The sequence below is a fragment of the Pseudarthrobacter phenanthrenivorans genome, from assembly GCF_000813845.1.
In the GTDB taxonomy this organism is placed as follows: Bacteria; Actinomycetota; Actinomycetes; order Actinomycetales; family Micrococcaceae; genus Arthrobacter; species Arthrobacter phenanthrenivorans_B.
In genome coordinates this window covers 17,529-41,234 of the sequence record NZ_JWTB01000021.1, presented here as the reverse complement: position 1 = coordinate 41,234, position 23,706 = coordinate 17,529, and the positions used below count along the sequence as shown (strand labels likewise).

23 protein-coding genes and 1 tRNA gene are annotated in these 23,706 nt (G+C 66.9%); 7 read left to right on the top strand and 17 right to left on the bottom strand.

The annotated features are described in order from the left end of the window. Nucleotides 1-142 precede the first annotated feature (142 nt). Nucleotides 143-1,222, bottom strand: a complete 1,080-nt coding sequence (locus RM50_RS11570) for a 4-hydroxy-3-methylbut-2-enyl diphosphate reductase (RefSeq protein ID WP_043452711.1) — start codon at nucleotides 1,220-1,222, stop codon at nucleotides 143-145. Nucleotides 1,223-1,231: 9 nt separating this feature from the next. After that, complete coding sequence (locus tag RM50_RS11565) at nucleotides 1,232-2,083, bottom strand: hypothetical protein (RefSeq protein ID WP_043452709.1); 852 nt, start codon at nucleotides 2,081-2,083, stop codon at nucleotides 1,232-1,234. 161 nt (nucleotides 2,084-2,244) lie between these two features. On the opposite strand from RM50_RS11565, the gene xseA reads away from it, so the two are divergent. Further along, nucleotides 2,245-3,627: an exodeoxyribonuclease VII large subunit gene (gene xseA, locus RM50_RS11560; RefSeq protein WP_082007060.1), complete on the top strand. Its 1,383-nt coding sequence runs from the start codon at nucleotides 2,245-2,247 to the stop codon at nucleotides 3,625-3,627. After that, nucleotides 3,624-3,842, top strand: coding sequence for an exodeoxyribonuclease VII small subunit (locus RM50_RS11555; protein WP_043452707.1), 219 nt, complete (start codon nucleotides 3,624-3,626; stop codon nucleotides 3,840-3,842). The genes xseA and RM50_RS11555 overlap by 4 nt, the downstream gene beginning before the upstream one ends. Before the next feature lie 124 nt (nucleotides 3,843-3,966). Here the strand turns inward: RM50_RS11555 and RM50_RS11550 are convergent, their stop codons facing one another. From RM50_RS11550 to RM50_RS11525, 6 genes are all read right to left on the bottom strand, one after another. Beyond that, nucleotides 3,967-4,821 (bottom strand): polyphosphate kinase 2 family protein, encoded by an 855-nt coding sequence (locus tag RM50_RS11550; protein WP_043452706.1) that lies wholly within the window; start codon nucleotides 4,819-4,821, stop codon nucleotides 3,967-3,969. A gap of 51 nt (nucleotides 4,822-4,872) precedes the next feature. Beyond that, complete coding sequence (locus RM50_RS11545; RefSeq protein WP_043452704.1) at nucleotides 4,873-6,093, bottom strand: pyridoxal phosphate-dependent aminotransferase; 1,221 nt, start codon at nucleotides 6,091-6,093, stop codon at nucleotides 4,873-4,875. A gap of 139 nt (nucleotides 6,094-6,232) precedes the next feature. Further along, entirely contained in the window at nucleotides 6,233-7,195 is a 963-nt protein-coding gene (locus RM50_RS11540) for an ABC transporter substrate-binding protein (RefSeq protein WP_043452702.1), read from the bottom strand. Continuing rightward, entirely contained in the window at nucleotides 7,192-7,938 is a 747-nt protein-coding gene (locus tag RM50_RS11535; RefSeq protein WP_043452700.1) for an ABC transporter permease, read from the bottom strand. The genes RM50_RS11540 and RM50_RS11535 overlap by 4 nt, the downstream gene beginning before the upstream one ends. Further along, on the bottom strand, nucleotides 7,935-8,651 hold the full coding sequence (locus RM50_RS11530; RefSeq protein ID WP_043452698.1) for an ABC transporter permease: 717 nt from the start codon (nucleotides 8,649-8,651) through the stop codon (nucleotides 7,935-7,937). The genes RM50_RS11535 and RM50_RS11530 overlap by 4 nt, the downstream gene beginning before the upstream one ends. Beyond that, nucleotides 8,651-9,751, bottom strand: coding sequence for an ABC transporter ATP-binding protein (locus RM50_RS11525; RefSeq protein WP_043452697.1), 1,101 nt, complete (start codon nucleotides 9,749-9,751; stop codon nucleotides 8,651-8,653). The genes RM50_RS11530 and RM50_RS11525 overlap by 1 nt, the downstream gene beginning before the upstream one ends. Before the next feature lie 220 nt (nucleotides 9,752-9,971). Between RM50_RS11525 and RM50_RS11520 the strand changes: the two genes are divergently transcribed. Further along, complete coding sequence (locus tag RM50_RS11520; RefSeq protein WP_043452696.1) at nucleotides 9,972-10,988, top strand: pirin family protein; 1,017 nt, start codon at nucleotides 9,972-9,974, stop codon at nucleotides 10,986-10,988. 10 nt (nucleotides 10,989-10,998) lie between these two features. Here RM50_RS11520 and RM50_RS11515 read toward each other — a convergent pair whose 3' ends face one another. Both RM50_RS11515 and RM50_RS11510 read right to left on the bottom strand, forming a co-directional pair. Continuing rightward, the gene (locus RM50_RS11515) at nucleotides 10,999-11,994 is read right to left on the bottom strand and encodes an N-acetylglucosamine kinase (protein WP_430929406.1); all 996 of its coding nucleotides are present in this window, start codon (nucleotides 11,992-11,994) and stop codon (nucleotides 10,999-11,001) included. A gap of 119 nt (nucleotides 11,995-12,113) precedes the next feature. Next, entirely contained in the window at nucleotides 12,114-13,088 is a 975-nt protein-coding gene (locus tag RM50_RS11510) for a LysR family transcriptional regulator (RefSeq protein WP_043452693.1), read from the bottom strand. A 94-nt stretch (nucleotides 13,089-13,182) separates the two neighbouring features. On the opposite strand from RM50_RS11510, the gene RM50_RS11505 reads away from it, so the two are divergent. Continuing rightward, a complete protein-coding gene (locus RM50_RS11505; RefSeq protein WP_052260188.1) occupies nucleotides 13,183-14,433 on the top strand; it encodes an MFS transporter in 1,251 nt (416 codons plus the stop codon). 116 nt (nucleotides 14,434-14,549) lie between these two features. Next, on the top strand, nucleotides 14,550-15,053 hold the full coding sequence (locus RM50_RS11500) for an Lrp/AsnC family transcriptional regulator (RefSeq protein WP_043452765.1): 504 nt from the start codon (nucleotides 14,550-14,552) through the stop codon (nucleotides 15,051-15,053). 14 nt (nucleotides 15,054-15,067) lie between these two features. Here RM50_RS11500 and RM50_RS11495 read toward each other — a convergent pair whose 3' ends face one another. Next, nucleotides 15,068-16,321 carry an MFS transporter gene (locus RM50_RS11495; protein ID WP_043452692.1) on the bottom strand — a complete coding sequence of 418 codons (1,254 nt, stop codon included), beginning with the start codon at nucleotides 16,319-16,321 and terminating at the stop codon, nucleotides 15,068-15,070. Between the two features lie 168 nt (nucleotides 16,322-16,489). On the opposite strand from RM50_RS11495, the gene RM50_RS11490 reads away from it, so the two are divergent. Beyond that, nucleotides 16,490-16,984, top strand: coding sequence for an Lrp/AsnC family transcriptional regulator (locus tag RM50_RS11490; protein ID WP_205622256.1), 495 nt, complete (start codon nucleotides 16,490-16,492; stop codon nucleotides 16,982-16,984). Next, on the top strand, nucleotides 16,985-17,980 hold the full coding sequence (gene corA, locus RM50_RS11485; protein ID WP_043452690.1) for a magnesium/cobalt transporter CorA: 996 nt from the start codon (nucleotides 16,985-16,987) through the stop codon (nucleotides 17,978-17,980). A gap of 31 nt (nucleotides 17,981-18,011) precedes the next feature. Here corA and RM50_RS11480 read toward each other — a convergent pair whose 3' ends face one another. From RM50_RS11480 to RM50_RS11455, 6 genes are all read right to left on the bottom strand, one after another. Next, entirely contained in the window at nucleotides 18,012-18,773 is a 762-nt protein-coding gene (locus RM50_RS11480) for a Pr6Pr family membrane protein (protein WP_052260186.1), read from the bottom strand. A 103-nt stretch (nucleotides 18,774-18,876) separates the two neighbouring features. Next, entirely contained in the window at nucleotides 18,877-19,029 is a 153-nt protein-coding gene (locus tag RM50_RS20875; RefSeq protein ID WP_043452689.1) for a hypothetical protein, read from the bottom strand. A 115-nt stretch (nucleotides 19,030-19,144) separates the two neighbouring features. After that, nucleotides 19,145-21,622 (bottom strand): PEP/pyruvate-binding domain-containing protein, encoded by a 2,478-nt coding sequence (locus tag RM50_RS11470; RefSeq protein WP_205622255.1) that lies wholly within the window; start codon nucleotides 21,620-21,622, stop codon nucleotides 19,145-19,147. A gap of 213 nt (nucleotides 21,623-21,835) precedes the next feature. Further along, a tRNA-Ala gene (locus RM50_RS11465) sits at nucleotides 21,836-21,908 on the bottom strand. Nucleotides 21,909-22,075: 167 nt separating this feature from the next. After that, a complete protein-coding gene (locus RM50_RS11460) occupies nucleotides 22,076-22,978 on the bottom strand; it encodes a hypothetical protein (RefSeq protein WP_043452688.1) in 903 nt (300 codons plus the stop codon). A 63-nt stretch (nucleotides 22,979-23,041) separates the two neighbouring features. Then, the gene (locus RM50_RS11455) at nucleotides 23,042-23,704 is read right to left on the bottom strand and encodes a GNAT family N-acetyltransferase (RefSeq protein ID WP_052260184.1); all 663 of its coding nucleotides are present in this window, start codon (nucleotides 23,702-23,704) and stop codon (nucleotides 23,042-23,044) included. Nucleotides 23,705-23,706 lie beyond the last annotated feature (2 nt).

Here is a 23,706-nt window from a genome sequence, read left to right as displayed (position 1 = left end):
TCAGGGATGCGCGAAGGGCCGGGCAGTTGATTAACTGCCCGGCCCTTCGCGGCTTGCGGCGAACACCGGCCCTGACCGCGGATTTGGTGTCGGCACAGGACTTGGTGTCGGCCGCGATGCAGTATCGGCCGCAGGAGTGGTGTCAGCTTCGGGAGCGGCGTCCGCCGAGGGCCCGGCTGACGTCGCCGGCTTCCTTCAGCGTTGCGCGCAGTTCCTTGGGCAGCGAGAACAGGAGATCTTCTTCGGCGGTGACGACTTCCTCCACCGTGCCGTAGCCGTAGTCGGACAGGAGCCTCAGCACGTCCTGGACCAGCACTTCGGGCACGGAAGCGCCGGACGTGACTCCAACGGTGGCAACGCCTTCAAACCATGCTTCGTCCACTTCGTTGGCGAAGTCCACCCGGTAGGAGGCCTTGGCGCCGTATTCCAGGGCCACCTCCACCAGCCGCACGGAGTTGGAGGAGTTGGCTGAGCCCACGACAATCACGAGGTCGGCCTTGGGGGCGATCTTCTTGATGGCCACCTGGCGGTTGGTGGTGGCGTAGCAGATGTCATCGCTGGGCGGATCCTGAAGCGTGGGGAACCGTTCCTTGAGCAGCCGGACGGTCTCCATGGTCTCGTCCACGCTCAGCGTGGTTTGGGAGAGCCAGATGACCTTCTCGGGGTCGCGGACGGTGACCTTGTCCACCTCGTGGGGTCCGTTGATGATCTGGATGTGCTCCGGCGCCTCACCGGAGGTGCCTTCCACTTCTTCGTGCCCGTCGTGGCCGATCAGGAGGATGTCGAAGTCGTCCTTGGCGAAGCGGACGGCCTCCTTGTGGACCTTGGTGACCAGCGGACAGGTGGCATCAATGGTGCGCAGGCCACGGTTTTCCGCGGACTCAACCACAGCCGGGGACACGCCGTGGGCGGAGAAGATCACCAGCGCGCCCTCGGGTACTTCGTCGGTCTCGTCAACGAAGATGGCGCCCTTTTCCTCCAGGGAGGTGACCACATGAACGTTGTGGACAATCTGCTTGCGGACATACACCGGCGGTCCATAGTGTTCCAGGGCCTTCTCGACGGCGATCACCGCCCGGTCGACGCCCGCACAGTAGCCGCGGGGCGCAGCCAGGAGCACCCTCTTGGTGCCGTTCACCGGGGCTGCAGCTGCTACTTCCCCAGGCGAACGGCGCCTGCGCGGAATGGTGGGCATCGAAAGGGATACGGCCGAGGTGGTCATCCCTCCATGTTACCGGCTGGTCCGCGGCCGTTTCCGGGATGCGAACAACGTCACAACGCCGGCTGCCGCCAGGACACCGCCGGCCACAGCGGCCGTGGTAATCCACGTCTGGAAGTCCGCGCCTGCCGCGGCGAGGAATTCGTCCCGGAACATGTTGGCCACCGCGTTGCCTGTGTCTGCAGCCTGGGCCCGCGCGGTACCCAGCTGCAGGCCCGCTGCCCACACCGCGGCCAATACCAGGCTGCCAAGCCCGGCGGCCAGCAGGACAGTCCAGCGGCGGCGTGCTGCCACGAGCGCCAGCAGGAACGCGACGGCCGAGCCGATGGCGGCCACATAGCCCATGGGAGCGTACGTCGCGAGCCGCTCCGTCCATTCCTTCTGCACTGGCTGGCCAACGTTGATGAGGGTCTGTGCGGGCGGGTCGAGCGGGAGCCGGGTGGTTCGCGAGATTTCCTCGGAGCCGAGGGCAACCAGGGGTGCGACGTCGAGGGTCAGGGTGGACGCGGACGCACTTCCCTGCGGTCCGGCAGCGGGGCTGGCGAAACTCAGCCGGTGGCTTCTGCGCAGGGTCTCCTCCCAGGCCGCCGGATAGCCGGGAAGCCCGGTCAGCGACTCAGCCGCCTGCTCAATCATTGGCTGGATCAGGTCGGAGAGAAACCCGGGAACGGCTCCCGTATCGATCGTGCCCACTGCCGCCGCAGCCAACCTTTTCTGGAAGTCCGGGTCCTTGCCAAGCGGAGCTGCTAGATGGACGAACCCGTCTTCCTGGACAATATTCCGGTCCACCCAGATGGCGGGAACGGCAACGGCGGCCAGGAGGATGCCCAGCACGGTGGCAACGGCAGAGACAAAAGTACGCACAACAGGTCCTTCGGGTTGGGGGGCCTTAACCCATCCTAGGCAGGGTCTGGGGACAGCCGCTGTCAGTGCCCGGTGATACTGCTTGCGGATAAGGTTGATTGACCGCCCCTAACAACTGAAGGACCGCATGCCCGCAGCACCAGCTCCCCAACGGCGTCCGCATGTCTGACCAGTCGTCCCTTCCTGGTACCGGCGCCACGACGCTGCCCGCCACCGCAGCGGAAACCAGTCCGGACAACCCGTGGCCGCTGCAGCTGTTGTCGCAGAAGCTGAAAGCCCATATCGACCGCACCCCCTCGGCGTGGGTGGAAGGCCAGGTCATCGAGCTGAACCGGCGTGGGACCAACGCCTACCTCACGCTCCGCGACGTCGACGCGGAGGTCTCCCTCCCGGCTTCAGTGTGGACCAAGGTGCTGGAACGGCAGAATCTTCCGCTGGAGCGCGGTTCACGCGTGGTGGCCCTGCTGAAACCGGAGTTCTGGCTGAAGACCGGCAGGCTCAACATGCTGGTGCGGGACATCCGTCCGGTGGGACTGGGTGACCTGCTGGCCAGGATTGAACGGCTCCGCCAGGCCCTGGCTGCCGAGGGTCTGTTCGCCGACTCCCGAAAGAAGCCACTGCCCCTGCTGCCGCACCGCATTGGCCTGATCACCGGGCGCGACTCGGACGCCAAGAAGGACATCCTTCGGAATGCGGCCCTGCGGTGGCCTGCGGTTGAGTTCGAGATCCGCGAGGTTGCTGTCCAGGGGAACACCGCCGTAGCGCAGGTGGTCCGCGCGCTGCGTGAGCTGGACGCCCGGCCGGAGGTGGATGTCATCGTCATCGCCCGGGGCGGCGGCGCACTGGAGGATCTCCTGCCGTTCAACAGCGAGGAAGTCATCCGTGCCGTGGCCGCTGCCGCCACGCCGGTGGTAAGTGCCATCGGGCATGAGGCGGACCGGCCGCTGCTGGACTATGTGGCGGACCTCCGTGCTTCGACCCCTACCGACGCCGCCAAGCGGATCGTCCCCGAAGTCTCCGAGGAACTCGCCGGCGTGCGCACGGCGCGGGAACAGCTGAGGCGCTGCATGGAACGGTTGGTGGACCGGGAAGCGGACCGGCTGTCGGCACTGCACTCGCGTCCCGTCATGGCGGCGCCGGAGGGAATGGTGTCCGGCCGGGCCGAGGAGATCGAGCGCCTGCTGCGCCGGTCCTCCGCGGCCGTGAGTTCCACGGTGGTGCGGGCGGCGGACCAACTGGAGCACCTCAAGGCCCAGGTGCGCGCACTGTCACCGCAGAAGACCCTGGACAGGGGGTACGCCGTCGTCGAACTGGCCGGAGACCAGGCCGCCCGGATCGCCCAGGCAGGCCATGCCGTTGTCCGACGGCCCGCCGAGGCACCGGCCGGCGCGGCCCTGTCGATCCGGGTGGCGGAGGGGCGCTTCGGCGCCACCTCCACCGGTCCCGCCCAATCCCCCGGTCCCGCCCAATCCCCCGTCCCTGCGCAGTCCACCGGTGCAGTGCACCCACGAAACCCGAACCACGAATTGGAAGAGAAGGCATGAGCGAACCAAAACCTGAATCCGACGTCGCAGCCCTCAGCTACGAGGAAGCGCGGGAACAGCTGATCGCAGTCGTGGGCAGGCTGGAGGCCGGCGGGGCGAGCCTGGAGGAGTCCCTTGCCCTGTGGGAACGCGGCGAGGCACTGGCGGCGCGCTGCGAAGAGTGGCTGGAAGGCGCACGGAAGCGGCTCGCGGCCGCCCGGGACCAACCGCTGTAGGGACCAACCGCTGTAGGGACCAAACGCTGTAGGGACCCAACGCTGCGGAATGCCGCTGTCCCCTGCAACCTGCCCACCACGCTGGACGCAGGTGTAAGGGACGCAGGTGTCAGGAACGCAGGTCTCAGGAACGCGCCACGAGCTCCCGTTCGGCGGCCACATCGAACTCAGCCTTGGGCCATTTCAGGTTCATCCCGGAGAGCGCGCCCAGCAGGAGCTGTTGGACGGCGATCCGGGCGAACCACTTCTTGTTGGCGGGAACCACATGCCAGGGCGCGGCCGGCGTGCTGGTTTCCTCGATCGCTGCCTGGTAGGCATCCATGTAGTCATCCCAGAAAGCACGCTCGTCCAGGTCACCATGGCTGTACTTCCAGTGCTTGGCCGGGTTGTCCAGCCGGGCCAGCAGCCGTTCCTTCTGCTCGTCCCCGCTGATGTGGAGCATCACTTTGACGATCTTGGTGCCGGAGTCGGTCAGCCTGGCCTCGAACTCGTTGATGGCCACGTAGCGCCGCTTGATCTCGTCCGGGGTGGCCCAGTTGTGGACCCGGTGAATCAGGACGTCCTCGTAATGGGAGCGGTCGAAGACCCCCACCATCCCGGCAGCCGGCACTTCCTTCTCGATGCGCCACAGGAAGTCGTACGACTTTTCCTCATCGGTGGGGGCCTTGAACGCCTTGAACTGCACGCCCTGCGGGTTCATGGCGGCCATCACGTGGCTGACGATGCCCCCCTTGCCGGCGGTGTCCATCGCCTGGAGGACCAGCAGGATCCGTTTGGTCCCGCCGAAGCGGGATTCGGCGAAGAGCTTTTCCTGCAGCCGGGAGAGCTCATCGTCCATCCCGGCGAGCAGGAGCTTGCCGTCGTCCTTGTTGCCGCTGTAGCCGGGGGTCGCATCGGGATCCACGTCAGCGAGGGAGAACCCCTCCCCTGCCCGCAGGGTTTGGGCAGGATGCTGGTCGAAGTCGACGACGCGGGCCATGGGGTTCCTTTCCGCAAGCGCTGTACGGACCGGCAGGCCCGTGTGCACAGGCTAGTTCCCCTGGTACCTGCTTAGGAAGTCCCCCATCCGGCCGATGGCTTCCTCGATGTCCTTGACGTTGGGCAGCGTCACCATGCGGAAGTGGTCCGGGCGCACCCAGTTGAAAGCCCTGCCGTGCGACACCAGGATCTTCTCTTCCTTCAGCAGGTCCAGGACGAACTTCTCGTCATCCCGGATGTGGTACACCTCAGGGTCCAGTTTCGGGAACAGGTACAGGGCACCTCGGGCCTGCTGCGTGCTAACCCCGGGAATGGCGTTCAGCATGTCGTACGCCTTGTTGCGCTGCTCCAGGAGCCGGCCGCCGGGAAGGATCAGGTCGTTGATGCTCTGGTAGCCGCCCAGGGCGGTCTGGATGGCGTGCTGGGCGGGAACGTTCGCACACAGCCGCATGTTCGCGAGCAGGTTGATGCCTTCAAGGTAGTCCGCGGCGTCCTTCTTCGGTCCGGAGATCGCCATCCACCCGGCCCGGTAGCCGCAGACGCGGTAGGCCTTGGACAAACCGCTGAACGTCAGGCACAGGACGTGGTCACCGGTGAGCTTGGCGAGGTTCACATGGACGGCGTCTTCGTACAGGATCTTCTCGTAGATCTCGTCGGCGAAGATCACCAGGCCATGCTTTTCCGCAAGGGCAACAATGCGCTTGAGCGTTTCCTCGGGGTAGACGGCGCCGGTGGGGTTGTTGGGGTTGATGACCACGATCCCCTTGGTGCGGGGCGTGATCTTGGCTTCCATGTCCTCAAGGTCGGGCTGCCAGCCGGAGTCCTCGTCACAGAGGTAGTGGACGGGCTTCCCGCCGGCCAGCGCCACGGAGGCGGTCCACAGCGGGTAGTCCGGGGTGGGAATGAGGACTTCGTCCCCCGAATCCAGCAGCGCCATCAGGGACATGGTGATCAGCTCGCTGACGCCGTTGCCCAGGTAGATGTCGTCAACGTGGATGTTCTGGATGTCGCGGGTCTGGTAGTACTGCGACACGGCGGTGCGCGCGGAAAAAATGCCGCGGGAATCGCTGTACCCCTGGGCGTGCGGCAGGTGGCGGATCATGTCCACCAGGATGGCGTCGGGCGCTTCGAAGCCAAACGGCGCCGGGTTCCCGATGTTCAGCTTGAGGATCCGGTGGCCCTCTGCCTCCATCTGCTGGGCTGCCTGCAGGATCGGTCCACGGATGTCGTAAAGGACGTTGTTGAGCTTCGTGGACTGCCTGAATTCTGCCATCCCTCAAATATGCCACAGGAAGGATGCATCGCCGTTGAGACGTCCACCACACGCCGACGGCGGCTGCCGGACCTTCGCAAGTCCGGCAGCCGCCGTCGTGGTCACCCCTCAGCCGCCCGCCGTGGCGGGGAGGCAACGCCTACTTGACGATGCCCTTTTCCTTGAGCCAGGCAGTCGCCGCCGTCTTGGCATCCTGCTTCTGGCTGCCGCTGACCGCACGGTTGAGGTTGATGAGGTCATCCGTGGTGAGGATGCTGGACACCGAGTTCAGCGCTTCCTTGGCCTTGTCGGTCATCTTGGCCTTGTTGTACAGCGGCAGCACCTGCTGGGCGATGAAGTTGTTCTTGGGGTCGTCCAGCACCACGAGGTCGTTGTCCGCGATGGACGGGGTGGTGGTGTAGATATCGGCCACCTGCACCTGGTCCTCGAGCAGGGCCTTGAGCGTTACCGGGCCGCCGCCGTCGCTGAACGGTTCCAGCTTCTTGGGCACGCAGTTGTAGTTCTTCTTCAGCCCCGGAAGGCCGTACGCGCGCTCAGCGAAGGTGGCCGGGGCCCCCACGACAATGTCGCTGCAGACCTTGGCGAGGTCCTCGATGGACTTTAGCTGGTACTTCTCCGCGGTCGCCTTGGTGACCACCATGGCGTCCTTGTCCTCGGCTTTGGACACGTCCAGTACGGCCAGGCCGTCAGGGAGCTTGCCCGGCAGGGCCTTGGCGATGTCGCCGGCCGAGACCTCTTTCGCTTCCTTGTCCACGTACAGCAGCAGGTTGCCGCTGTAGTCCGGCACCACGTCCACGGAACCATCCTGGACGGCCTTGAAGTAGACCTCGCGGGAGCCGATGTTCGGCTTGGTGGTCGCGGTGATCCCGTTGGCGTTCAGGGCGCCGGCGTACAGCTCGGCGATGATCTGGCTTTCCGGGAAGTCGGCGGAGCCCACCACCAGGGAGGTCGCACCGCCGGATGCGCCGCCGCTGGACGCAGGCGCGTTCTTCAAAGGATCGGACGATCCGCCACAGGCGGACAATGCCACTGCCAGGCCAAGCCCGGCGGCCAGGCCGCCGAATGCCCGCCTGCCGAGGCGCTGGGGACGGCTATCTTTCATGACTTACCTCCTTGTACGACAGTCTCCGCAACAACGGGGTCTGTGAGATCAACCGCAGCCTCCTGGCTGCGGCGGGACTGCTTTGAGGCTCCTGGTGACAGGAACAGCCTCTGGACCAGGGACAGGACGAGGTCGACGGCGATTGCGAGCACCGCGATGAGCAGGGACCCTCCCAGCATCTGCGGGAAATCGCTGAGGACGAGTCCGTCGAAGAGGTAGCGGCCGAGGCCGCCCAGGTTGATGTAGGCCACCACGGAGACGGTGGCGATGACCTGGAGCACGCCGGTCCGGAAGCCGCCGAACATGACGGTGAGGGCGTTGGGCAGTTCCGCCCGGAACAGGACCTGCAGTTCGGTCATCCCCACGGCACGGGCAGCGTCCACGACGTTCCTGTCCACGCTGGAAATGCCGGCGTAGGTGCCTGCCAGGAGCGGCGGGACGGTGAGGATCACCAGGGCCCAGATGGGCGGCATCAGCCCGATGCCGGCGAGCAGCACGAAGAGTATGAGCAGGCCAAGGGTGGGCAAAGCGCGCAGGGCCCCGGCCACGGCGACGACCGCCACCCGGCCCCGCCCGGTGTGGCCGACAAACAACCCGACCGGAACGGCGATGGCCGTGGCAATGAGCATGACCAGGCCGGTGTACTGCAGGTGCTCGGCAAGCCGGACCGGAATGCCCATGCTTCCGGACCAGTGGAGCGGATCGGCGAGCCAGGCGAACGTGTCGGCGAAGACGTTGCTCATGCCGCCTCCCCTGCCGTGGACGTGGCCGGCGCACTGGCGGGGTGCGGTCCGTGGTCCGCTGCCGTGTGGCCGCGCCGCTTGCCGGCACGCTCCCAGGGGGTGAGCACGCGTTCCAGCAGCACCAGGACGGCGTCCATTACCAGCGCCAGGACCAGGATGGCAACGATTCCCACCACCACCTCGGTGACGAAGTCGCGCTGCAGGCCGTCGGTGAAGAGCATGCCCAGGTTGCCGACCCCCAGCAGGGCGGCAACGCTGACCAGCGAAATATTGCTCACGGACACGACCCGCAGGCCGGCGAACATGACCGGGAGGGAGAGCGGCAGGTCCACCTGCAGGAACCTGGCCAGTGGCTTGAAGCCCATGGCCTGGGCGGCCTGGCTGACGTCCGCGTCAACCGAATCGAAGGCGTCGAGGGCGGCGCGGACCAACAGCGCCACAGCGTAGATGGTCAGCGCCACCACCACGTTGAGCGGGTCCAGGATCCGGGTGCCCAGGATGGTGGGCAAAATGATGAACAGCGCGAGCGACGGGATGGTGTACAGGAGGGACGAGGCCGTCAGCACCGCTGAACGAAGCGCTCCGTTCTGCCGGGCCAGCTGCGCCAGCGGGATGGAAATCACCAGGCCCAGGACCATGGGGACCAGCGCCAGGACCAGGTGCTGTCCGCCGCGTTCGAGGATCATGCCGGTGTTGGCCAAAAACCATTCCATCAGAGGGCAGCCTGCCGCACCTGGCGCGCTTCCTCGATCAGTGCCAGGACTTCCCCGCCACGGACCACGCCGAGGACTTTGCCGTCCGGATCAACGGCAACGCCAAGGCCCGACGGCGAGGACAGGGCAGCGTCCAGGGCGCGCCTGAGGCTTTCACCCGGGCGGAACAGGGAACCGCCGGGAACGAGCTCGGTTTCGGTGCCCGGCGCTGACCAGCCCAGCGGACGCAGGTCTCCGTCCACCACCAGCTGCCAGCCTCCGGCTGCGCTCGAATCGGACTGGTAGCCTCCGGCCGAGCGGACAATCGTGGGCACCGGATGGATTGCCACGCCGTCGGCCGCGGTGAAGCCCAAATGGCGGAAGCCGCGGTCACGTCCCACGAACGATGCCACGAAGTTGTTCGCCGGCGCCCGCAGGATTTCCTCCGGCGTGGCGTACTGGGCCAGCTTGCCGCCGGTGGCGAAAACGGCAACCTTGTCGCCGAGGATGGTGGCCTCGTCAATGTCGTGGGTGACGAACACGATGGTCTTGGCCAGGTCTTTTTGCAGGCGCAGGAGTTCCTGCTGCAGTTCGTCGCGGACCACCGGGTCCACGGCGCTGAAGGGCTCATCCATGAGGAGTACGGGCGGGTCCGCGGCGAGTGCGCGGGCCACGCCCACGCGCTGCTGCTGGCCCCCGGAGAGCTGTGAGGGGTAGCGCCTGCCCAGGGAGTGTGCCAGTCCCACGACGTCCAGGAGTTCCTCCGCGCGACGGCGGGCGTCCGCTTTTGAGACGCCGTTCAGCCGGGGAACAGTGGCGATATTGTCCAGGACCGACCTGTGCGGCAGCAGGCCTGCTGACTGCATGACGTAGCCCATGGACCGGCGCAGCTCCGCTGCGGGAACCGAGGTGACATCACGGCCATCGACCGTGATGGTGCCCGAGGTTGGCTCCACCATCCGGTTGATCATCCGCAGGGACGTGGTTTTTCCGCATCCTGACGGGCCTACGAAGACGGTGACAGTGCCTTTGGTGATGGACATGGACAACCCATCCACCGCCGGCTGGCCGCCCGGGTACTGCTTGGTAACGCTCTGGAACTCGATCATCGCCTGGTCCATGGTGCGGACTTACCTGTTTCTCTCGGACGGGCTGCTGCCAGCACCGCGACATTGCCATCAGCAAGCTGTTAGTTACGGTAGCCCAAACGGGGGCCGGCTTCAGCAGATCAGGCCCTAATCTCCGCAAAGGAATCCCTACTGTGACCATTCGGTACCCTCCCGTGCGCGGATGGGTCGCCGCCGCACGGACAGCGGACCGGCTGGCGCTTAAAGTGGAGGCGTGACCAACTTGGAAGTTTCACCACAGCAGGAAGTCTGCCCGCCCGCCACTGCCGAAGGAACGCCGGGGCCCTGCCTGCAGCTGTGGCCCGAACGCGAGGTTCCGCTGGGCGGGGTCCGTGCCATGAATGTCAAGCGCACCCTGCCCCAGCGCGGTCTGCCCACGATCGGCGCGTGGTGCTTCCTGGACAGCTTCGGCCCTGACCGGACCGCAATGTCCGTGCTTCCCCATCCGCATATCGGGCTGCAGACCGTGACGTGGCCGCTGGCGGGGAACATCCGCCACCGGGACAGCGTGGGCAGCGACGTGGTGGTGCGTCCCGGGGAACTGAACATCATGACCGCGGGGCACGGGGTGTCGCACTCCGAGTTCGCGGTGCTTCCCGCCGGCGGGGAGCTGCCGATCCAGCGCGGCCTCCAGCTCTGGGTTGCCCTCCCGGACGGGGACCGGCACCGGGAACCGGCGTTCGAACAGCATAGGGAACTGCCGCACGCCACAGGGCCGGGTTTTACCGCCACGGTGATGGTGGGTGAACTTGCCGGGGTGCAGTCCCCAGCAACGATGTATTCGCCGATTGTCGGTGCGGATGTGTCCTGCGAAGGGGAGGCGGTGCTGCCGCTGGACCCCGCCTTTGAGCATGGCATTTTGGTGCTCGACGGCGGCCTGGCGGTGGACGGGCAGGAGCTTCCGGCGGGACCGCTGGGCTACCTGGGCACCGGCCGCAGCGAGCTGCGGCTCCAGGCGCAGCCCGGAACGCGGTTCCTGCTTATCGGCGGTGAACCGTTCGGCGAGGAATTGTTGATGTGGTGGAACTTCGTAGGCCGTACGCATGACGAAGTGGAACAGGCCCGGGAGGACTGGGAAGCCCAGGCCGGCCTGCCGGACGCGGCAAGAGGTGCCTCCCGCTATGGCCTGGTGCCCGGCCACGGCCCGGATGCCGGGCCGGAGGCCGGACGGATCCCTGCTCCCCCGCTTCCCGGCGTCCGTCTGACGCCCCGTAAGCGTTCCTTCGGCTAGCCGTCTTTTGTCAGGCGGGCTCAGCCAGGAGCTGCAGGACGCCGAACACCGGTTCCTGGTCCAGCACCCGGACATCAGTGATTCCCTTGGCGCCAAGGTTCCGGCGGAACGACTCCTGGACGGGCGCCACGTTCATGCCCAGCCCGCCGCCCAGGATCACAGGGCCCTGGATCTGCAGCTGGCCCAGGACCTGCGCGGCAAGGTCGGCCAGGTCCTTCCCGGCCTGGTCCAGCAAGGCCCCGCTGTCCCGGTGTCCCGACGCGGCCGCCTCCATGACGTGCCGCGCCTGCTGGGCCCAGAACCGCCGCCCTGTGTCGGGTGAATGGAACAGCGCAATCAGCTTGTTGGGGTGGTCCAGGCCGCACGATGCCAAGAGGGCTGCCGTGAGCTGGTCGATGGGGAGGCCCTGGTTCATCCTGCGCAGGCTGTGCCGGACCGCTTCCCTGCCCAGCCAATAACCGCTGCCTTCATCCCCCAGGAGGTATCCCCAGCCGCCGGCCCTGGCCTCGCCGCCGTCGGAATTCCGTCCCCAGGCGGCTGAGCCGGTCCCCGCAATGACCGCCACTCCGGCAGTTGCGCGGCCGGCCGCGAGCAGGAGTCGGGAATCATGGACAACGGTGACCCGGGCCTCCGGCACCAACGGCTGGATCAGGGCAGCCAGTGCTGCGGCGTCCTCGTCGGTATCGATCCCGCCGGACCCCGCGTACACCCTGTCAACGCGACCCCCGCCGATCCTGGCGAACAGATCGGCCAGGTTGTGGGCCGCCTGCTCCCTGCTGACGTTCTGGACGTTCGAACTCCCCGACGAGTCATCGGCAACCGGCCGGCCGTCTTCAAAACGGACGCCATGGGTCTTGGTGCCGCCGATGTCCAGCCCGATCGTCACGCCCTGCAGCGCACCGCCTGGCTGCGGGTTGCCGTGCAGGGATTCACGCTGCGGAGCATCGGACGGCGGGCCTGCCGGTTGGTGGACGGGGCTGGCGGAGGGGTTCTGCGTGTTGGTCACGTCACAAGGGTACTGGGGCGCGGCGGGACGGGCGCATACGTCGCACGGGCCCGGCGGTTGCTGCCGCCTCCGGTCAGGAGGCCTGCCTGCACCCCGCGCCCGGTGCGCAGCGGCAGCGGTCAGCCACTTGCCTTCCTGGCCAGTCCGGCGACCAGGGCGGGCCCCTGGCCAACCACCAGTTCCCGGAAAAGCCGGGCCGGAAGGGGTTCGCTATCGGGCTTCCGCCGCCGCCAGCTGACACCCACTTCCCGGAATGCCAGCGCTGATTCCAGCGGAACTTCCACCCATCCCAAATCCCCCGTTTCGGGGCGCAGTATCCGGCCCGGCGCGTCACCACCGGGTGGCAGGATGCTGACGCCGAGGCCCGCGGACACCAGGCCGCGCACCGTGTGCGAATCCTGGCTTTCGAAGGCAATCCTGGGCCGGTATCCCGCCTCCCTAAACAAGGCATCGGTCAAGGACCGCAGCCCGTACCCGGGACCGAGCGCAACGAACGGCTCGCCCCGGATGTCCGCCAGGCGGGCCGCGGGCTGCCGCGCAAGCGGGTGGGCATGATGCACCACCAGCCGGAGCGGCTCGCGGTACAGGGGCGCCGAATCGAGGTTCCTCCCGGCAGGAGCCACCGGCGCCGTCAGGGCCAGGTCCGCTTCGCCCGCAGCCAGTTCGTCCAGGCACTGGCTGCGGGCGCCCTGGCTGAGCCGGAACCCGGCGCCGGGGTGGCGTCCGCGGAAGGCGCTGATGAGCAGCGGCAGGGTGGCCTCGCCGAAGGTGTGCTGGAATGACACGGAGACGGTGCCCCGGACCACCTCGGATTCATTCCGGACCACATCCAGCCCGGCCTGGAATTCTGCGAGCGCCTGCTCGACGTAGGGCAGCAGGGTGCGTGCAGCAGGCGTGAGGCGGACGCCGCGGCCGTCCTTGACCACAAGTTCGGTGCCGACGGCGGCGCTCGCCCGGGCGAGCGCCCTGCTCACCGATGATTGGGGGACGCCCAGGATTTCCGCAGTCTCCGTGACGTGCTCGGTGCGGCCCAACTCCGCCAGCACCGGCAGCAACGGCAGCAGCTGCGCGAGCTGTTTCCGGTCCGGTTCCATGCGCAGCTCCTCCCCGCAAACAATCCAATCCTGCTATCACTTTGACATTAAAGATGCATTGGATGCATTTATTTCCATTGGCTACGCTGGCTGGATGCCACAGAGTCCCAGCGTCGACGCGCCGCGAAACTGGAACGGCCATGTGAAGGGATCAAGGGCTTATGGCCGGATTCTCGCGGGCCTGTCCTGCGCCGGGGTGGCCACGTTCGCCCAGCTCTATTCCACCCAGGCAGTCCTTCCCCTCCTTGCGGCGGACCTGCACATCGGCGCCGCGGAGGCGGCACTCACCATATCCCTGGCCACCATCGGCCTGGCCGCCACCGTCATTCCCTGGTCCTTCCTGGCGGACCGGATCGGCCGGGTCAAAGCCATGATGTGGGGCATCACCGCGGCCACCATCCTGGGACTGCTGGTGCCGTTGTCCGCCAACTTTGCCATGCTGCTGTGCCTCCGGCTGCTGGAAGGCATGGCCCTGGGCGGCATCCCGGCCATTGCCATTGCCTACCTCAACGAGGAGGTCAGCAAAGCACATGCGGCCCTGGCAGCCGGAAGCTACGTTGCAGGCACCACGCTGGGAGGACTGTCCGGACGGCTCGTGGCAGGCCCGGCCGGGGAACTGTGGGGCTGGCGCCCGGCGGCCCTGGCCGTATCCCTGCTGGCGACCGTTGCCGCCGTCGTCTTCCTTGTCCTGGTGCCCCGGGCGCAGGGGTTTGTCCCGGCCCCGGCCGCCGGCCTCCGCAACGCCCTGCGGACCCTTGCGGGGCACCTGCGCAATGTCCGGCTGCTGGCCTTGTACGCCCAGGCCTTCCTGATGATGGGCGGGTTCGTGGCCGTTTACAACTATTTGGGCTTCCGGCTGTCTGCGGCCCCGTTCGGGCTGCCGGCCACTGTCATCAGCCTGATCTTCCTGGCCTACCTGTCCGGAACATTCTCGTCCCGGTGGGCGGCAGGCATGACGTCCAGGTACGGGCGCCGGAATGTCCTCCTCGCCGGGCTCGGCCTCGCCCTTGCCGGACTGGCGCTCACCCTCACTCCATCGCTGGTGCTGATCCTGGCTGGTCTGGTGGTGTTCACCGGCGGCTTCTTCGCCGCCCACAGCATCGGCTCCGGCTGGACTGGTGCCATAGCGAGCGCCGGCCGCGCCCAGGCCGCCTCGCTGTACAACCTGGCCTACTACCTGGGATCCAGCCTCCTGGGCTGGGCGGGCGGCCTGGTGTTCCAGGCGTGGGGCTGGACGGCCCTCGCGGGGGCCGTCATGGCCCTGGCGTGCCTGACTGCCGTTACTGTCGCCGTCGTCCATCCCCGTCGGGGGTCCCTGCCTGAGCGGAACCCGGCTGCGAATTAAGCGCCCGCCGGGGACGGCAGAACGGTCCAGATATTCGGCGGGACCCGTGGTGGAAGCACTGAGGGCGGGCATTCTGCGGTCTAGGATGAACGGAGGAGCGCGTGGAAGGAACCGCAGTGAGTACGAATCCCAGGAACATCAGGGCCGGGGCACATCTTGAACCGCTGGATGCCATTGATGAGCGGCTGCTGGCGGCCCTGGTGGCAGACGCCAGGATTTCCAACAAGCAGCTTGCCGAAATGGTGGGGATCGCGCCGTCCACGGCCTTGATGCGGACGCGCGCATTGTCCGAACGGGGCATTGTGCAGGGCTACGAGGCCAAGCTGAGCCTGTCGGCCATCGGCAGGTCCGTGCAGGCGCTGGTGGCGGTGCGGCTCCGGGCCCACGACCGGGACCAGATCGACCGCTTCACCGCCCGCGTGCCGCATCTGCCGGCCGTGCTCTCGACGTTCCACACCTCAGGTTCCGTGGACTACCTGCTGCACATCGCCGTCGGAAGCACCGAGGACCTGCGTGACTGGGTCCTGGACAACCTGGCCACGGACCCCGTGGTGGGCCATACCGAAACAACGCTCGTCTTCGAACACATCCAGGGCAACCACGGGCCGCTTCCCGAGTAGCCCGGCCATCCACCTCAGGCGGACAGGTGGCTTGCCGTCCTGATGGACGGTGCGAGGGTGGCGGCCGCCAGGAGCAGCGCCGCAGAGCCGCACAGCAGGACGAAGGCCTGCACGGCTTCCGCCATGCCCCACACCGCGCTGGCCCAGCCCAGGCCCAGGACCGGAACGGCGCTGCCAAGGTACGTGATGACGTACACGGTGCTGATGATCTGCGCGTGGCGTGCCGGTTCCACCTTTCCCGCTACATCGTTGAAGACCGTCCGGAAGGCGGTCCCCTGCCCCAGGCCTGCGGCGACGGCAGCGCTGACCAGCAGGAGGGGGCTGTGCCAGGCGCCTGCGGCGCCCAGCAGGAGCACGGAAACGCCCAGGACGGCGAGCCCTGCAGGTACGGCCAGGCGGCCGCGTACGCTCACCAGCTGGCTCAGGGCCGACGACGCAAGCGGGAGGCCTGCCAGCACCCCGATCAGTGGACGGGAGTCCGTGCCCAGGACCTGTGCGAAGTAGCCGGGGGCCAGCGAAAGCGAGAAGCCGAAGACCGCAAAACTCAGGAATCCGACGCCGGACGCCAGCCAGAAAGCGCCCCTCGACTGCCGGGACACGGAGGGGCGGCGCGGGGCAAGGGCGTGCAGCGGCCGAGGCGTGGAGGGCAGCATGATCGCCGGGCGGGCGCGGATCAGGTACAGGGGCACCAGGAGACCGGCCAGCAGCAGCGAATGGACCAGGTACGGAGCCGTGGTGGCGCCGGGAAGCAGTGACAGCAGCCCGCCGATGACCGGTCCGGCCGCAACTCCCCCGGAAGAAGCCAGCAGGGTGAAGCGTGACGCCCACTCCGGCCGGGAGGGCAGCAGTTCCCGCAGCGCGGCGGCGCTGGCGCCCGTGGCGAGCGCGACCGCCATTCCCTGCAGCGCCCGGCCCGCGCACAGTGCGGCCAGCGTTCCCGCCCCGGCGAAGATCCAGCCGCCGGCCAGCCCGGTCAGAACGGCGACCAGGAGGGCTGCCCGGCGGCCGATGTGGTCCGACCAGTGGCCGGCCAGCAGGAGTGTCCCCACCAAGGCCAGGACATAGCTGGCGAAGGCGGCGGTAACGTCCAGGCTGGACAGTCCAAGGTTGGCCTGCAGCAGCGGGTACAGCGGCGTGGCAAGGTTTGCGCCCACCAGGAGCATGAAGATGACCGCCCCGGATATGACAAGGCGCGCCGTGGTGGACGCGTTCCACCCGCTCGGCGGAGCCGTTGCCGGGCGCATGCGCAGTTCACTGAAGACCGTCAAGATGCCGCCTTAGGATCGCCGCGGCGGGTGGTCCTTGTGGGAGCCCGGCGCGGATACAACTGTGATGGTTCAAGAGTGGGGCACGCCTGCGCTATCCATCGATTTTTAGAGGGATAATTGAGCAGAATCATCAACTATTGATGATTGGGATGACCGAGAGTGATGATCATGAACAAGTTGGACCCCACCGACCTGAAGATCCTGCTGGCCTTGATCAGGGATCCCCGCATCCAGATTGGCGAACTCAGCGAGGCCCTGGGCATTGCGAGAAACACGGCGCAATCTCGTGTCCGGCGCCTGTTGCGTGCCGGGGTGCTGCGACCCGGCGGCCGGGAGGTTGACCTGGAGGCGGTGGGCTACGACGTGGTGGCCTTCGTGACCATCGAGGTTTCGCACCGTGAACTCGACGGCGTCGTGGCGGCGCTGCGGCTCATCCCCCAGGTCCTGGAAGTCCATGAGATCTCCGGCCGCGGCGATGTCTGGTGCCGCGTGGTGGCCACCGACACCCATAACCTCCAGTCGTCCCTGCGGCAGGTCCTGAGGATCAAGGGCGTCATCCGGACCGAGACCGTGCTGGCCCTGCACACCCATATCCCCTACCGGACCGAGCCCCTCATCAGCGGCCTCAGCAGCGCCGCCGCTCCGGCGGCTAGGATTTCCTGAATGACCATCATCGATAACGCCGTCTACGTCAACGGCGTCCGGCACGCCGAACCGGAAAGCCTGGAACAGACCTTTGAGACCCTGGCGCAGCATGGCGGTATGGCGTGGATCGGTCTCTACCGGCCAACCGCGGAGGAGATGGCAGCCGTGGCCAGCGAGTTCGGGCTCCACGCCCTTGCCGTGGAAGATGCGGTCTCTGCCCACCAGCGGCCAAAGCTGGAGCGTTACGATGACAACCTGTTCACCGTCCTCAGGCCTGCCCGGTACATGGATGCGGACGAAACCGTGGAATTCGGCGAACTGCACGTCTTCACGGGCAGGAACTTCGTGGTGACGGTGAGGCATGCCGAGACTGCAGGCGTAGCCCGGGTCCGGCAGCGGCTGGAGGCGCGGCCGGACCTCCTCAAGCATGGGCCCGAAGCGGTACTCTACGCGCTGCTGGACCGGGTGGTGGACGACTACGCGCCCGTGGTGGCCGGCCTGGAAAATGACATTGACGAGATCGAGGACCAGCTGTTCAGCGGCGATTCCTCCGTGTCCCGGCGCATCTACGAACTGGCACGCGAAGTCATCCAGTTCCAGCGCGCCATCCACCCCCTCCCGGAGATGCTGGACCAGCTGAAGCGGGGTTTCAAGAAGTACCAGGTGGAAACGGAACTGCAGCACAACCTGCGTGACGTGGAGGACCATGTGGAGCGGGTGATCTCCCGGGCGGATTCATTCCGCGACCTGCTGCAGAACGCCCTCACCCTGGACGGAACGCTGACCGCAAACCGGCAAAATGAAGCCAGCGCCGAGCAGAACGAGCAGGTCAAGAAAATTTCTTCGTGGGCGGCGATCCTGTTCGCACCGTCATTCGTGGCCGGGATCTACGGGATGAACTTCGACAACATGCCCGAGCTCCACTGGCTTTTCGGGTATCCGTTCGCGCTGCTCCTCATGGTGGCTGCAGGAGCGCTGATGTACGGGATCTTCAAGAAGAAGGGCTGGCTCTAGCCGGACACCGCCCCGGGCCTGCGACGAATGGTCAGGCGGCCATACCGGGGCTGCCTGCGAGGCCTCCACGACTGGCCGGACCTCCGGCCGCCAGCCGGGACCGCGCGTTGCCCGCAGCATGCACAAGAACGGCAACCACCAGGAACGCGGCAAGCACCTGGGTGGTTGCGCCGAGCACTCCCGGCCAGCCGCCGTCGAGCGTTGGATCAAGGAAGTCGTAGACGTACCAGCCGTCGAATCCGCCCCGGACCCACGAGAAGGCCAGGAAAGCGGCCGGGTAGCCGAGCCAGGCAAGCGGGCGCCACCAGGAACCCCGGGCCGTTCTCGTGACAAGCAGCCAGTCGAGCACCGCCGCCAGCGGGGCCAGCCGGTGGTGGACCAGCTGCGGCCAGTACAGATCCAGGCTCCACCATGGCTCTTCAGGAGGAGCCACGAGCAACACATAAATGATCCCCGTCATCACAAGATAGAGGACCAGCGCACCGAACAGGTGGTCCCACCAGGCGGGAAGGCGGTTCCTGGGCCTTGCCCCTGACACGACCATGACCAGCCCGAAGACGAGGTTCCCCTGCACCGTGAATTCCGAATACAGCTGCGGGATGTCCACATCGTTGCCGGGCAGGGTCGCATCGATGGTCTTTTGGACGAGTGCAGCGAGCACGAAGAGTCCGATGACGATACGGACGGTGCGGATCCAGGGACGGTCCGGGTCCAGCGCTTCGTGGGCCGCAAGGTGCAGCCTCACGGGCGGAACCGCCGGCTTCCAACCGCCATCATCATCCCTACGGCTCATGCAACCAGCGTGGCGGTTCGAGGCGGTAAAGGACAGGGTCCTTTGGAGGTATGAAGCCGGACGTCCGCCGGGTTAACGACGGGCGGTCCGGCGGGGGTGTGGATCAGGCGTTGGTTCTGCGCTTCAGCCAGCCCCAGACGCCGGTGGCGACAAAAAGGACGAGGCCAATAAGGGCGAGCCAGAGAAGACCCTTCACCACAAAGCCGACGATGGACAGGATGAGCCAGATGACAAGAAGTCCGATGATGATTCCCATGGGGCCAACTCTAGGCCCGGCCGGCCGGAATGAACTGGGCATCGGCCAGCGTTTCGCCCGAAGATACTGCGGCTCGACGTCATAAGCCGGTCCGCACGGCGCTGCTGGCCCTGGCTCACGCAGCGGACACCAGTCCTGCCGTGCCGTCCACGACCACCATCTGACCGTCCTTCAGCGTCCTCGTGCCGGAGCCCGTACCCATGACGGCGGGGATGCCGTACTCCCGGGCGACAATGGCTGCATGGGACCCTAGGCCGCCGAGGTCCACGACCACGGCTGCAGCCCGCTGGAACAACGGTGTCCAGGACGGGTTGGTATAGGGGCAAACGAGGATCTCGCCGCTGAGCAGCGAGCCAAACTCATCCGGGCCGTGGATGATGCGCACCATGCCCTTGGCCTGCCCCCGGCTGGCCGGGATTCCGCTCACCAGGGCGCCTTCAGTACCTTTCGGCGTGGTGAACAAAGCACTGGGCTCAAGCAGCGGAATTCCCTCCAGCTCTTTCCGCTTGGCTGCCCTGGCCTGCACGATCCGGCGGTACCTTTCCCTCTCGGCCGCGGAAAGCGCGTCGCCGTCGACCATCGCCTCCAGCTCCTCGAAGCGCAGGTGGTAGACGTCTTCCGGCCTGGCCAGGACCCCCGCCCGCGCGAGTCGCCTGCCCAGGTCCAACAGTGCCCGGCGCAGCGGCGGAAGGACCATGGTGGCGTAGAAGTGGCTGTCTTCCCGGAATGCCATCCCCGCCTTTGCGGATTCGACGGCGGCCGCCATCCGCCGGCGCAACTGGTGGATTCGCATCGCCGGATGCCGCATTAGGTCTTCGAGTGCTTCACCGGTCTGGTCGGTTGCCGGCGGCCGCCGGCCCGTCATGGATCTAACCAGTCCCAGCACGACCTCGGGGGCCTCGGACCAGGTTGGCGGGCTGCTGAGGACCACACTCATGGTCTCGCGGTGGCCATATTCCGCGAGGAACCGCTTGAAGGCCGCACGGAAGTCGGCGAACTCATCCCGCTGCGTGAGGGCGTCCAGCAGTTCGTCCGGGTTCAGGTGGGTGAAGAGCCCGGCCAGGTCCGGATTTGACTGCACCTGGGCAGCCAGCTGTTCAAGTGCTTTGTTGGCCTGGCTGGTGCGGGTCTGTGCGCCCGCGATCAGTGCCGGTGCAAGCCTGCGCCTGCCCAGCAAGAAGAGCATCGACCTCAACTTCAGCTGGGAGAGAAGCACCCCGGGAAGGTAGGAGATCCTGAGTTCCGTGATCCCGCGCATGGTGGCGAAGGCCTCTTCGGCGAGGGTCACCACGGCCTTCCAGGGTAAGGAACCGGGTTCCTGCATGTTGAGCCGGTCAACGTCAGCAAGGAAGGCGCTGAACCGGGGATCACCTGTCCAGCGGGCCGGGCTGTATCGTTTGGCCCGCCGGACCAGGGAATACGGCGCGGCCAGCGTACGAAACGTGGGCCTGGGTACCGGCGGCACCAGCCGGACCACTACCCCGTCCTCCTCAGGCAACAGTTCTTGCAGCGGCGGGAACGCAATGCCAACGCTTCCGGCCATGCCGTGGAGCATGGCCAGGATTCCGCGCTGCATCCAACCGGACACATCGAGCGGATAGGGTCGGACCTGGAACATCTCCAGGAAGAACGGACCAACCAGCCGTTGAAACCGGTTGAGCGGAAATGGCTGCGGCGGCAGGGCCGTGATGGGCCTGGCCTGCACGAGATAGGCGCGTCCGCGGGCTATTGCCCACTCCATATCCTGCGGCCTGCCGAAATGTTCCTGTGCCCGCACGGCCAACCGCACCAGTTCGGCCAACTGCTCCTGGCTGAGTTCCAGCCGGGGCTGCGGCGTCCCGCCGGCCATGGCCTCCGGGCCCTCAAGCCCGGGACTGTGGGCGGCCAATCCGCTGCCGCCGGGGCTGAAGGAGCGTAATCTGCCCGCAGGGTCAAGGACATAACGGTCGGGAGGGACCTCGCCTGAAACGATTGCCTCGCCCAGGCCCTGCCCGGCATCGATGACAACCTCGCGGCGTTCCCCGGTCACCGGGTTGGCGCTGAACATGACGCCGGCGGTATCTGCCTGGACCATCTCCTGCACCACAACGGCCATGGCCACGACCGCAGGGTCGATGCCCTGGCGCCGCCGGTACGAGATGGCGCGTTCCGTCCACAGGGAGGCCCAGCAATCGACCACAGCCTGCAACACAGCGTGCTCGCCGACAACATTGAGGTACGTGTCCTGCTGGCCTGCGAAGGCTGCGCCTGGCAGGTCCTCCGCCGTGGCGCTGGACCGCACCGCAACGGGACCGCTGCCGAGGGCAGCGTATGCAGCGGCGATATTTTCGCGGAGTTCCCCGCGGATTCTGGTTGCGCTGAACAGCTGCCGCATCTCAGAGCCGGGGGCATCTGCCTCAACCAGGGCCGCCAACGATTCCCGCAATCCGGACTCCGCGAGCATTGTGCGGTAGGCCGCCGTCGTCACGACAAACCCCTGCGGAACCGGAAAACCTGCCCGCACGAGTTCACCGAGGTTGGCGCCCTTGCCGCCGGCCAGCGCACGGTCCCGGACCCCGAATTCCGCCATGTTGCCTACAGTCTTGTCGTCCACCCGGGCTCCTGACGTTTCCCGACCAATATTTCCTTCAAGCTAGGCCTAAGACCGGCGGCGCACAACAGGATCTATAGGTGCAGATGTTGCCAGGGCGGGATGCCAACGGGGCGGGGACCTGCAGAGTAAGTACCGGGGAGGCTTGTGCGGCGGTGCTCATTTGGAGCTGCGATGCCTGCGGGGCTGCGCTCATTCTGGCGCTGTGATGATTTGTGGAGCTAAGGAGATTCGAACTCCTGACCTCTTCGATGCGAACGAAGCGCTCTACCAACTGAGCTATAGCCCCCGATCGTGGCCGCTCCTGCGGGAAAAACCGCTGGTGCGGAACCGGTGTCCCTAGGCTACAAATAATCCTTGCCCAACGCCAATTCACGGCCCCACGCCGCTCCGCGGCCCAACGCCAATCCGCGCCGCCTGGACGTTCGCGCCCTCGCCGGGTGCCGCCGTCGGGCCTTATGCCCGGCGGCGCTGCAGAACGTCGTCCAGATTACTCAGGGCCTTCTGGGCCTTGGACAGCTGCTGTGCTTCCGCTGCAGCCGCTGCCTCTGCCGCCGGCGCGGCGGCCCCCTTCTTCAGTGAGGGTTTGCCGACGGCTTTAGGCGCCTCGGGAAGTTCGAGCGGCTCCGGCTGGGGACGTTCAGCCTTAGCTGCCTCCACGTAGACGGGCTTGGGCACCTCCACGGGCTCCCACGGGGTGCCGGAGGCAGCCGCAGCCGCACTCGTATCGCCCGCGGCCACAGCGACGGCGAGGGCGGCTTCACGCAGTTCCACGGCAGTAAGCGGCTTGACCTTGGCCTGCCCGGCCTCGGCATCGAAGAGCGGGCTTTCCGGACGGGCCGGTGCTGCCTCAGGCTTGGGCGGAACGGCAACAGCTTCGTCACGGCGGGGTGCAGGCGCGCTCATGGCAGATTGGAATGCCGCGTTGACCTTCGCTTTGCGGTCCCGGACGGCGAGCCAGCGCAACAGGGCCACCGACCCCACGGTCAACAGGGCGCAGGTGACCGGAAGGGCGGGCGAACCGACGCCGAAGGGCAGCAGCACACCCGAGATGAATGCGGTGAGAAGGGACAACAGCCCCGCAAGCGCCAGGGCGGTCCGGCCATAACGGATGCGGAGCTTGGCCGGAGCCGGCGTGTTTGCAGTTCCGGCAGCGGATCCTGCACTCTTCCTGGGTTCCATGGCTTTCTCCTGCTGGGCGGCGACATTCAATACCAGGCCGGCGGGCGGGTCCGGCCTGTCATCGGCGGGGGTGTCTGCCAGGAAGTCGACGGCGGGCTGGAACTGGTGCCGGCGGTTCCGGAGGACGTAAGGGGCAACCCATACAATCCAGAGCGCGACGGCAACCACGAGGATCACTGAGCTGCTAAGGGGGAAGTCCACACTCAAAACCGTATGAGCATCATGCCTGCTCAGGCCGCATTACCAAGGGTGTGTCGTGCCCCCGGAGGCAAACGGCGGGTTTTGTGAACGGCGCGACGCCAACCATGGGCCCAGGAGGCCTTCCGGGACCTCTTCCGATGTGAGGGCGAAAGACCGGTGGTCCGCCCATTCGCCGTTGATGTGCAGGAACCGCGGCCGGTACCCCTCGTCCCGGAACCCCAGCTTCTCCACCACCCGGAGGCTCGGTCCGTTCTCCGGCCGGATGTTGATTTCCAACCGGTGCAGGCCCAGGGTCCGGAAGCAGTGGTCCGTCACCAGGGCCACGGAGGTGGGGGCTATCCCCCGCCCCGCCCGCTCCTGGTCCACCCAATACCCGAGGGTGGCCATCATGGCCGAACCCCAGACAATCGAGGACACGGTCAGCTGCCCCACAATCGCGGGGTTCCTGAGGCCCGGCGTCCACTCGGTGATCAGAAAGGGAAGCGCCGTGGCCTGGGCGGCCTGCATCTTCAGCGAGCGCACCATGTGCCGGTAATCGGGCAGCCCGCCGGCCGGATCCGGGTTGGAGGCCTCCCAGGGCGCCAGCCACGCACTGTTCCGCGACCGGACTTCCGTCCACTCCTTCTTGTCGCGGTAACGGATAGGCCGAAGGACCAGGTCGCCGCATTCGAGGGTGACCGGCCAAATGGGACCGCTCTGCATGG